This is a genomic window from Pseudarthrobacter sp., from assembly GCF_036675385.1.
GTDB lineage: Bacteria > Actinomycetota > Actinomycetes > Actinomycetales > Micrococcaceae > Arthrobacter.
Map to the genome: position 1 here is coordinate 1 of NZ_JAKFFD010000070.1, position 11255 is coordinate 11255.

The window sequence follows — 11255 nt, forward strand, 5'->3', positions numbered from 1 at the left end:
AGCGGGTAGATCACGAAGGTGGTCACCGCGATGCCCATGAGGAGCGCAGCCGGGACCTTCCAGCGGTCCCAGTCGTGCGTGAGGCCGGCGATGATCACTGGGGCCAGCCAGATGATGAACTGCGGCGAACCCACCTTGTTGAACACGATGAACGCAGTGGTCATCATCAGCGCGCCCTCGAGGAAGAGCTCCTCCCGCTCGGCGCCGCGGTTCAGTGCCCGGACCAGCAGGACCGCGGCCACCACGGCGGCAAGGATCAGCAGCGGCTGCATCAGGAACGCGGCCACATCGGCGCCGGGGCCGTAGACCTCGGTGGAGTTGATGGCCGTGTTGTCCGCCATCTTGGACCCGGCGATGTTGAAGACACTGAGCCACACCCACGGCGTGGAGAACGTGGCTTCAAGCTGCATGCCACGCTCGCCCTGGTTGGTCAGGAAGTCCATGATGTGCGGCAGCCCGCCGGACAGGTACGTGCCCAGGCCCACGACGGCGGTGACCGCCACTCCGGAGGCCAGCACCTGGATCCGCTTGCGGCTGGCAATGACGATCGGCACCAGGACCGCTGCCGGCCACACCTTGAGCCAGGTGGCCACGCTCAGCAGGATCCCTGCCACGACGGGGCGTTCGGCCGCGTACAGCAGCGCAATCAGCACGATGGGGGCCGTGATGCCCTCCACCCGGGCGAAGCTGAGATAACCCATAAAGACGGTGAAAAACAGCCACCACCAGGCCGGGGCAATGCCCTTCACCTTCCGCGGTCCGCGGGTCAGGAAAGCAAGCCCGACGGCGTTGAGTGCTGTGATGATCAGGAACCAGCACAGGAGGTACAGGCTGGGTCCGGCAATGTTCGCGAGGAAGATGGGGATCTGCGCCAGCACCGGGTATACCCAGGGGCTGATCTTGCCGTCCAGGCTATCCGGGTTGTAGCCGTCCATGGCCCACTGGCGGTACTGCTCGGTGTCGCTGAACGTATCGCCGTTGAGAAAGAACGACGCCATCCAGCCCAGGAAATACAGGTGGATGACTGCGAAGCCCCACCAGACGCTGGACGGACGGGCGAACCAGTCCACCACTCGGGCGGGCAGGACGGTGCTGCGGACGCTGACCAGCCGGTCGAAGAACTTCGTGGAAATCTCAGGACTCCTTGAGCGCGGGGACGGTCGCTGGAGTCTTTTTGCCCAGCGAGTACAGGCGCCGGACCGACCACAGGAACAGGACCACCAGGAGGACGTTGCGGATAGTCAGCACGCCGGCCATGAGGGGGTTGTTGTGGCTGAGGGCATCGTAGAACAGCGGGTAGATGAAGAACGTGGCCACGGCGATGGCGATGAGCATGGCCGCGGGGACCCGCCACTCACGCCAGCTGTGCGCCAGGCCCACCGCCACGGCCGGGGCCAGCCACACCATGAACTGGGGCGAGCCCACCTTGTTGAACACCACAAAGGCGGTGGCCAGGGTGAGCGCGCCGGCCAGCAGCAGCTCAGTGCGGTCCACGCCGCCGTCGGCCGTTCCGTTGCCGTTGAGCTTGCCGTTGTGCAGCGCCCAGAACGTCAGGCCGGCCACGAGCAGCGCGGCAAGGATGAGGAGCGGCTGCATCAGCACGGACATCACGGCGGTGCCGGGGCCGTCCACCTGCATGGAGTTGATATCGGTGTTCATGTACATCCGGGAATCGCCGATGTTCAGCACGGACAGCCACAGCCACGGGGTGGTGAACGTTGCCTCGAGCTGCATGCCCCGGTCACCCTGCTGGGTCAGGAAGTTCAGCAGCTTGGGCACACTGCCAACCGCGGCGGCGAGTGCCACCACCACCGCTGACGTGGCCACGCCGGCCAGCACCACCAGCAGGCGGTTCTTGACCACGGCGAACAGGGCCAGCATGACCGCGGCGGGCCAGACCTTCACCCAGGTCGCGGCGGCGAGGATGACCGAGGCGATGAACGGCCGGCCCACACCGTAGGCCAGGGCCACCAGGACGATCGGTGCGGTGAGGCCGTCCACGCGGGCGAAGCCGAGCCATCCCATGAGCAGCGTGAAGATCAGCCACCACCAGCCCGCGGGGATGGCGTCCTGGTTGCGGCCACGGTCCGTGAGCTTGGCCAGGGCCCAGCCGTTGAGGAGGGTGGTCATCAGCACCCAGAGGAAGAAGAACGGTCCGGGTCCGGCCAGCCCTGCAAGTGCCATGGGGATCAGCGCGAGAATGGGGTAGACCCACGGGCTGGGGCCGCCGCTGAGGTGGGTTTCGTCAAAACCCGCCCGGGCCCACTCGCGGTAGATGAAGGTGTCGCTGAAGGCCTCACCGCGCAAGGACAGCAGCGCCGCGAAAATCAGGAAACCCAGGTGCACCAGGATGAAGCCGGTGAGGAGCCCCCGCGGCGTGTTCAGCCAGGACCGTACGGCCGCTGGAAGGATGACGTTGCGGATCCGGGTGAGCGTGGCGAAGAATGCGTCCGTGGAAATGGCGGAATCCTTGTCAGAGAGGGGCATAAACAGGTGCCGGATCTTGCCGCGGGGCTGGAACCGGGAGCATCGGAGGTCCGTCTACAACAGCCTCCACCATGAGTCAAGGGTAGTTGAATGTCAGTGGTGGCCAATAATCCTGCGGCTCCGTGAGTGGACTACTCGGACTTGGCCAGGCGGTAGCGCTCGATCTGTTTCAGCCGCCGCAGGAGGCTGTCGCGCCGCGGGTGCGGGACGGCGTCGGGCGCCTCTGCGGTGAGGTCGATGTGTTTGGTGCCGTATTGCCAGAGCAGGAGGTCATCGAGCAGGCGGTCCGGTCCGGGGGAGTAGCGGTGGTCCAGCGCCTTGCGGACCTCGGTGATCCGCTGGGCGCTGAGCAGGCCGGCCAGCTGGACGGTCTGGTTGAGGCCGTGGGCGGCCATGAGCTCGGCAGCCCAGCCCCAGTCGTCATCGACTTTGCGGTCCACGTGCGGCAACAGCGTGCGCCAGACGTCACGGATCCGGTTGGGTGTGAGCTGCGCGGCCCCCTCACCCTCGACGTCCCAGTAGCTGCGGACTTCCTCGTAACGTTCGTGCAGGTCCGCGAAGGCGCTTTCCACGGTTTCCAGCATGGCGGCGGTGGCGGTGAACTGGCGGTCGAAATGCGGCGTCCAGGCGCGGGGGTCCTCGGCCTTGAAGCGGATGTCGTGCTCGATCTCGCTCCAGGCGTGGGCGAAGACGGTGCGGATCTGGCATTCGAAGAAGTAGCTGCCGTTGGCCGGAATGTCCGGGTTGAAGGCCTGCTGGTAATCCTTGACGGCCTCGTTCTGGATGGTGCGCAGGATGAGGTGGCGGCTGGAATAGCCGTACGTGCCTGACTCGATGGAGCCGATGTCCTTCTCGCGGTCACCGCGGCAGTCGAATATCTGGCGCTGGCGCTTGATGATGTTGGCCACCAGCGCGTTCTCGGCCGGCAGCTTGGTGATGACGCGCACGCCCACCATGTCGTTGAGGGTGCGGAACGGGTCCGGGAACTTCAGCACCGGGGGCCCGCCCGGTTCCAGCGGTTCCTCAATCCGGGAAATTTTCTCCCGGAACGATTCCACCGACTTGGTGCGCCCCGTGACAAACAGCGGCGTGACCTCGGTGTCCTTCAGCATGTCGCGGAGGATGTGGAGAACGTCCTTGGTGACCAGCTTCAGGGCAGGGCGGACGCGCTCGTAGATCTCCACGTTCTCCTGCACGGATTCACGCAGGCTGATGTCCAGGCTGTCCCAGTTACTCGGCATGCCTCCAGCTTACGGCGGGGGTGTGACAGCGGCTTGTCATGCCCGGCACAGTGTTATGCCGAGGTGGAGTTGCGGACCACCAGGGAGCTCTCCAGCGTCAGCTGCGGCTGCTCCAGCTGGCGGCCTTCCATGAGCAGGCGCAGCTGTCCGCCTGCCTTCAGCCCCAGCGAGGTTGCCGGCAGGTGCACGCTGGTCAGGCTGGGATTGCTCGTGGCGGAGTACGGCAGATCGTCGAAGCCGGCGATGGCCAGCTGGCCCGGGATCTGCACGCCTGCCACCCGTGCTTCCTGCAGCACCCCGTAGGCGTGGGTGTCCGTGCAACAGACGACGGCGGTGACCCCGGCCTGCTGCCACGCCGGCCAGGCGGAGGCGAATGCGGCGGCGGACGCGCCGACGTCGATGGTGGTACTGATGATGTGGCCGGGCTCCACGGTTATTCCGTGTCCCGCTGCCTCGGCCAGGAAGGCGCGGCGCCTGACCTCAAACGTGGCCGTGCCTGTCACGCTGTCCACGTAGGCCACCCGGCGGTGCCCAACATCCGCCAAATGCGCGGCCAGCTGGCGCGCGCCGTGCGCGACGTCCAGATTGACGGACGGGGCGTAGGCCTCAAGCCCCGGCGCGTCCAGCAGGACAACGGGGCCGGCGGCAGAAAGTTCTTCCAGGAATTCGGCGTTGGGAGCGTCAACCAGAAGCCCGGCCGGCCGGAGCGCCATCAGCTTGCGGACGTCGTCCGCCTGCGGGAACTCCCCGGCGTCGGTGACGGACAGCAGCAGCTGGTAATCAGCCCCGAGGGATTCCCGGACGCCGGCGATCACCTTCGCGAAAAACGGGTTGGAGATGTCCGGGGCCACGAGTAAGACGATGGAGCTGACGCCTTTGGCCAGCGAACTGCCCACGCTGTCCACGACGTAGCCGAGCTCGGAAATGGCCTCCCGCACCCTGGCGATGTTGTCCTCAGAGACGCGGCCGGCAGTCTTGCCGTTGGCCACTAGGGAAACCGTCGCCGTCGAGACGCCGGCGCGGGCCGCAACCATGGCCGCCGTGATCCGCGGCGAGCGGACGGATGGCTGCACCTGCTCCGCGGATTCCATACCTCGATCGTAGTAGGCAGGCCGCTGCATGCGGGCCTTTGGCCCGCATGCCCGCAGCGATCCTAAGCACTGACCTCCTGAACGCGGGCGGCATCCGGTGACGCTGTGAGGGGCACAGGTTCCGGTCGTGGCACCGTGCTTTGGATCGGGACCATGGCTCCGGTCCGGGCCGATTCGAGCACCGATTCCATAACTTCAAGGACGTGATAAGCCAGCCGGCCGCCGGCGCGCGGTTCTGCTCCCTCCGGCGTCGCCGCCAGATCGGCGATGCCGAACCCCCGGCCGGAGTCCACGTACCCGGCCGAGACCGGAAGGGTCTTCCAGGAGTCGGCGCCGAGGGTGAACAGTTCCACGTCACCGTCGAAGTGGTTCGGATCCGGGACCACCAGGGAGCCGCGCTCGCCGTGGATCTCAATGTTCGACGACCGTGTCTTGACGGCGTCGAAGCTCATGACCAGGGTGGACAGCGCCCCGTTGGCGTGGACCAGGATACCGGTCACGTGCGAGTCGAAGTTGACCGGGATCACCTCGCCTTCCCGCGGACCCGACCCGATGGTCCGCTCGGTCCGCGTATGGCTGGCCGCCCCGGTCACGGAGACCACCGGCCCCAGCAGGCTAACCAGCGCACTGACGTAATACGGCCCCATGTCCAGCAGCGGGCCCCCGCCGGGCTGGTAGTAAAAATCCGGGTTAGGGTGCCAGCGTTCGTGGCCGGGTGTGACCATCGTGGCGGTGGCCGAGATGGGGGATCCGATCAGGCCGTCGTCGATCGCTTTGCGGGCCGTCTGGATGCCGGTTCCGAGAACGGTATCCGGGGCGCAGCCGACGGCGACACCGGCGGCGCGCGCCGCTTCCAGCACCCGGCGGGCCTCGCCAGTCGTGGCAGCCAAGGGCTTTTCCCCGTAGACGCTCTTGCCCGCGGCGATTGCCTTGAGGGCCACTTCGGCGTGGGCGGCGGGGATGGTCAGGTTCAGGACCAGGTCCACGTCATCGGCGGCGATCAGTTCGTCGACCGTGAGCGCCCGGACGCCGTCGTAGCCAGCGGCTACAGCCTGCGCGCGGGACGGATCCAGATCCGCCACCGCGACAAGTTCGATGGCATCGAGCCGCCGGAAGTTGGCGAGGTACTGGGCGATGATGGCCCCGCACCCAATGATTCCTACTTTCAACGGCTTGCCCACAGCAGGCCCCTTTCGATGATGGTGCGGACGTTGCTGTCCTGGAGAATTTCCACCCGGTGCCCGGGGGTGGCGACGAAGATTCTGCCCTGGCCCCATTGCCGGGTCCAGATGGCCGGCGAAGTCACTTCACGGTTCCAGGGATCCCACGCGCGGACCTTCTGGGTGGTGGTGGCGAGGACGTCGACGTAGTCGTCGGCCAGTACCCAGTACTGTTCGGTGACCAGTTCGAAGTCGCCGATGCCGCGGGTAATGGGATGGGTTTCCGCGGCGGGAAGCATGTTGATGGTGTACGGGACGTAGTTGTCGGACTGTTCGCCGCTGCGCTCGTCGGGGTGTTTGCCGGGATGGCAGGCAAACTGTCCGCCGATCAGGTGGAGGTAGTCCGAGGTGTTCCGGTAGGAGTCGGCGATCCCGCCGTGCCAGCCGGCCAGGCCGGTGCCGTTCTCGACGGCGGCCCGCAGGCCCTCGAATTCATCCTTCTCGATGGTGGACATCGTCATGCACTGCATGATGAGGTCAACGCCGGCCATGTAGCCGGCATCGGCGTAGATTTTGGGGGACTCTTCGACCCGGACGTCAAAGCCGTTGTCCTTCAGGTACGGAATGAAAAGCTCTGTGGCCTCTAAGGGCTGGTGTCCATCCCATCCGCCACGGACCACGAGTGCGGTCTTTTTGTCTGTCATGGGTTTTCCTTTGCTGGGGTTCCGTGTTCTGTACTCAAGGTCCTAGACCTTCTGCCATTGGCTGGAGTTGGCTGCGCTGTCCTCGACGGCGGCCAGCACCTGCTGGACCTGTAAGGCATCGGCGAAGGACGGTTCTGGCTGGCGGTTCTCCGCGATGGCGGTGACGAAGTCCACCACCTGGTGGGTGAAACCGTGTTCGTAGCCCAAGCCGTGGCCGGTGGGCCACCAGTTGCCGACGTACGGATGCTCGGGCTCGGTGACGAAAATCCGCCGGAAGCCGGCATCGGGGGATTCGGCCGCGTCGTAGAAGGACAACACGTTCATTTCCTCGAAATCGAAGGCCAGGGACCCCTTGGTGCCGTTCAGTTCCAGCCGCATCGCGTTCTTGCGGCCCAACGCGTAGCGGGTGGCCTCGAAGACACCGATGGGACCGCCGTCGAACCGGGCACTGAAGATCGCGGCGTCATCGACCGTGACGGAACCGCGCGGCGCATCATTGCCCGGCTCACCGTGTCCGCCCAGGCCGACAAGATCGCCGGCCAACGGACGCTCAGCAACGAATGTTTCCAACAGGGCCGAAACGCCGGTTATCTTCTGCCCGGTGATCCATTGCGCAGCGTCGATGCTGTGCGCACCGATATCGCCGAGGGAACCGGAACCGGACTTGCTCTTGTCCAAGCGCCACGTCATGGGGGCGTTCTCGTCTGAGAGCCAGTCCTGCAGGTACTGCGCCCGCACGTGCCGGATGGTTCCCAGCCTGCCCTGCTCCACGAGCCGCTTGGCCAGCGCCAGCGCGGGCGTCCGCCGGTAGCTGAAGCCGCACAGCGAGAACACCCCGCGTTTGGCGGCCGCCTCCGCCGCAACTGTCATCCGCTCCGCTTCCTCGACAGAGTTGGCGAGAGGCTTTTCGCACAGCACGTGCTTGCCCGCCTCGAGGGCGGCGATCGCGATTTCGGCGTGCGTGTCGCCAGGCGTACAGATGTCAATCAGGTCAATGTCATCGCGCTCGATGAGGCGCCGCCAGTCCGTCTCCGCGGAGTTCCAGCCCAGCTTGTCGGCCGCGGCGCGGACGCCGTCCCCGTTTCGGCCGGCTACAGCCGTGAGCTGGGGTTCCAGCGGCAGGTCAAAGAACCGGGGGGCTGTCCGCCATGCGTGGGAGTGGGCGGTGCCCATAAAGGCGTGGCCCACCATGCCGACGCGCAATGGCTTTGCGGAAGTCATTCATTTCCTTTCGTAGGTATTTCGGTTTACTTGCTGAATCCGGCGGTCAGGCCGCTGAGCAGCTGGCGCCGGGCGATGACGTAGATGACCAGCAGCGGCAGCGTGGCGAGCACCACGGATGCCAGCACGGCGGGGATATTGACGCTGAACTCCCCTTGGAACGTCCATAGCGACAAGGGGAGCACCCGGGTGGAAGGGCTCTGCGTCAGGATGAGCGGGAAGAGGAAGCCGTTCCACACGTGGAGGGCGTTGTAGATGCCCACGGTGATGACGGCGGGCTTGGTCATGGGCAGGGCGAGCCGCCACATCATCGCCCAGTCTGAGCAGCCGTCCAGGCGCATCGATTCGAAGAGCTCATTGGGCACATCCCGCATGAAGTTGGACAGGATGAGGACGGAGATGGGGATCGCGAAGGCGATGGACGGGAGCACCAGTGCGAGCAGCGTGTCATAGAGGTGGGCCCTGGTGATCATCCAGTAAATCGGGATGATCGTGGCATGCAGCGGAATGGCCAGGCCAAGGAGGAAGAGGTTGTTGGTCCAATTCAGGAACCTCCCCTTGCCGCGGACAATCGCGTAGGCGGCCATAAACGCCACGAACAGTCCCGGCACCACACTGCCCACCGTCACAATGAGGCTGTTCATGAAGTACTTGGCGAAGTCGTTCTCAAGCACCAGTTTGTAGTTATCCAGCGTCGGCTCGGTGGGCGGCATCATCGGGTTCGAGGTGAAGAATCCGGCCTGGTTCTTCAGGCTGGTCACCACCACGTAATACACGGGGATGATGATGAAGGCCAGCCAGGCCCAGCCGCCCAGGCCACCCAGGAAGTTGGGCCGCTGCCGGGCAGCGCGGGCGGTGCGGCGGCTGGGGCGACGCCCTGCGCTGCCCGGACGGCGTACGACGGCGGCAGGAGACGTGGGTAGCTGAATCTCGGTGGCCATCAGGCACCTTCCAATTGGCTGTCGTTGCGGTTTTTCCCACCAAGGCGCTGCAGCAGCAGGGCAAGGACCAGGCCGATGACCACCAGGATGACGCCGAGTGCGCTCGCGGCACCCATGTCATTGGCCTTGAATCCGGTCAGATACATGTGAAGGGGAAGCAATCGGGTGGCATAGCCGGGTCCACCGGCGGTCAGGACGAAGATGAGGTCGAAGTAGGCCAGTGAGCCCACCACCATCAGCGTGGAGGAGGTGATGATGGTGTACTTCAGCTGCGGCAAGGTGATGCTGAAGAACTGCTGGATGCGCCCTGCGCCGTCGATCTGGGCGGCCTCATACAACGACGTGGGGATCTGCCGGACACCGCCTTGGTAGATCAGGGTGTGGAACGGCACGAACTGCCACGCGATCACAAAAACGACGACGAACAGCACCAGGTCCGAATTGCCCAGCCAGTCCTGCGTGAGGAACGGCAGTCCCAGGCCGGGGCCCAGCCCGAAGTTGGGATCCAGGAGTGCCTTGAAGGCGATGGCCACGGCGGCGGAGGAGAGCAGGAGAGGCACGAAGTACAGGACGGCAAGCGCTGCCCGGTACTTCTGGCCTGCTGCCGTGAAGACGCCCAGCAGCAGGCTGATCGGTGCCTGGACGATGAAGGAGAAGAACATGATCTTCGCCGTCACCAGCAATGCGTTGCCCGTGATCGGATCGGTCAGGACGGTGGTCCAGCTGGAGAATCCATCAAGCCTGATTTCGCCCAGGCCGTCCCACTTCGTGAAGCTGAGGAACAGCACGCCGAACAACGGGATGATCGCGAAGAGGAGGAAGAAGACGAGGGCTGGAGCGGCCAGCCACCCCGACGGACCCTTTTCCAGGGTCCGCCGGGAAGCTCCGGTGGTAACGGACACAGCTATTTTCCGATCGTTGCGTTCATCGTTGCGACAAACTGCTCCGGGGTGATCTTGTTCAGGAAGATCTGATCCAGGTTGGCGAGCATCGCGTCGCCCTGCGCGGGGCTCAGTGCCTGGTCCCAGGAGAGCTGGAAGTTGGGAGCGTCTTTGGCCAGGCCGTACGCGAAGTTCAGGAATCCCTTGTCCGGTGAGGCTTCCAGCTTGCTTTCGATGCCGGTGACCACCGGCACTGCGCCGGAGTCGATCAGGGTCTGGGTGTCCGCATCGGTAAACATCCCGTCCTTGATGTACTCCAGGGCGGCTGCCTTCTGGCTGTCCGTGGCCTTAGAGGAGACGGACCAGAAGTTGGACGGGTTGCCCACGATGTTGGCGGGATCGCCCTTGCCGCCTTCAACGGTGGGGAATGTGGTGAAGCCCAACTTGCCGCCCTTGGTGAAGTCCGGCGCGTCCTTCTTCATGCCCTGGTAGATCCAGCCGCCTTGGAGCACCATCGCAGCTTTGCCCGTGTAGAGCAGGGCCTGGTCCGCGTTGGAATCGGCCGCGATCGAGGAGAAGCCATTGATGAAGCCGCCCGCATTGACCAGGTCCTGGATCTTGGTCAGGGATTCAAGCACTGCAGGGTCTGACCAGGCATCGGGCTTGTTGGCCGCAATGTTGTTGAACACCTCGGGTCCGCCGATGCGGTCCACCAGGTATTCAAGCCACATCAGGTCCGGCCATTTGGACTGGCCGCCCAGCGAGAAGGGAGCCACCCCGGCCTCTTTGAACTTCGGCACGAGGGCCATCAGCTCGTCCCAGGTCTTGGGTGGCTGGGCGCCGATCCTGTCGAACAGATCCTTGTTGAAATAGAGCACAACCGGCTGGACGTTGTTGTTGGGCAGGGCGTAAATTTTGCCGTCCACCTGGCCGTTCTTGATGATGGACGGCAGGTAGCGATCCTTGACCTCCGGGTTTTCCGCAATGAAGTCCGTGAGGTCCTCGATCTGCCCGGAGTCAACGTAGGACTTGAGGACGCCGCCGCCCCAGCCGTAAATGAAAGTGGGACCTTCACCGGCGCCGATGGCGGTACGCACCTTGGTCTTGTAGGCATCGTTTGCGAAGAAGTCGAGTTTGATGGACTGGTCGGGATGCGCAGTGTTCCACGCGTCGATAGATTTTTGGGTATTGGCCTGGTTCCCGCCGGTCAGCCCCCACATCGAGGGCGAATCGGCGCTGACATTTGCGGGTCCGCTGGAACCGCAGGCGGCCAGGGAGAGCGTCAGTGCGGCAGCCAGGGCTGTGGAACGCAGCTTTCGATTGAACATATGGTTTCCGTCCATCCTTCGGGGGTCGTCACTGAGCGCCCGGTGTGAGTTCAGAAGTCCAGCCTCAGGAAAGAGGCAGCACTGTGAGTGGAGTTGGTTTCACCTAAAGTCTTCGAAATATTTCGATAATGCTTTCGGTTGAGTGACACAAAGGTAACGGATATCACAATTGGACGTCAAGGCATTTTGTGCAACAAATTC

General features: G+C 64.6%; 10 protein-coding genes. All 10 read right to left on the reverse strand.

The features are described from left to right. The coding region (locus V6M49_RS05615; protein WP_332760503.1) for a glycosyltransferase 87 family protein at positions 1 to 1073 on the reverse strand (1073 nt) is incomplete at its 3' end. Positions 1074 to 1134: 61 nt separating this feature from the next. After that, a complete protein-coding gene (locus tag V6M49_RS05620) occupies positions 1135 to 2487 on the reverse strand; it encodes a glycosyltransferase family 87 protein (RefSeq protein WP_332760504.1) in 1353 nt (450 codons plus the stop codon). A gap of 131 nt (positions 2488 to 2618) precedes the next feature. Next, positions 2619 to 3728, reverse strand: a complete 1110-nt coding sequence (locus tag V6M49_RS05625; protein WP_104060267.1) for a GTP pyrophosphokinase — start codon at positions 3726 to 3728, stop codon at positions 2619 to 2621. A 53-nt stretch (positions 3729 to 3781) separates the two neighbouring features. After that, positions 3782 to 4819, reverse strand: coding sequence for a LacI family DNA-binding transcriptional regulator (locus V6M49_RS05630; protein ID WP_332760505.1), 1038 nt, complete (start codon positions 4817 to 4819; stop codon positions 3782 to 3784). Positions 4820 to 4881: 62 nt separating this feature from the next. Next, the gene (locus V6M49_RS05635; RefSeq protein WP_332760506.1) at positions 4882 to 6000 is read right to left on the reverse strand and encodes a Gfo/Idh/MocA family protein; all 1119 of its coding nucleotides are present in this window, start codon (positions 5998 to 6000) and stop codon (positions 4882 to 4884) included. Beyond that, positions 5985 to 6683, reverse strand: coding sequence for a ThuA domain-containing protein (locus V6M49_RS05640; protein ID WP_332760507.1), 699 nt, complete (start codon positions 6681 to 6683; stop codon positions 5985 to 5987). Before V6M49_RS05640 ends, V6M49_RS05635 begins: the two co-directional genes overlap by 16 nt. A 42-nt stretch (positions 6684 to 6725) precedes the next feature. Continuing rightward, on the reverse strand, positions 6726 to 7904 hold the full coding sequence (locus V6M49_RS05645) for a Gfo/Idh/MocA family protein (protein WP_332760508.1): 1179 nt from the start codon (positions 7902 to 7904) through the stop codon (positions 6726 to 6728). A 26-nt stretch (positions 7905 to 7930) separates the two neighbouring features. Beyond that, positions 7931 to 8845, reverse strand: a complete 915-nt coding sequence (locus V6M49_RS05650) for a carbohydrate ABC transporter permease (protein WP_332760509.1) — start codon at positions 8843 to 8845, stop codon at positions 7931 to 7933. Further along, positions 8845 to 9747, reverse strand: a complete 903-nt coding sequence (locus V6M49_RS05655) for a carbohydrate ABC transporter permease (RefSeq protein ID WP_332760510.1) — start codon at positions 9745 to 9747, stop codon at positions 8845 to 8847. Before V6M49_RS05655 ends, V6M49_RS05650 begins: the two co-directional genes overlap by 1 nt. A gap of 2 nt (positions 9748 to 9749) precedes the next feature. Then, entirely contained in the window at positions 9750 to 11054 is a 1305-nt protein-coding gene (locus V6M49_RS05660; RefSeq protein ID WP_332760511.1) for an extracellular solute-binding protein, read from the reverse strand. Between the last annotated feature and the right edge of the window lie 201 nt (positions 11055 to 11255).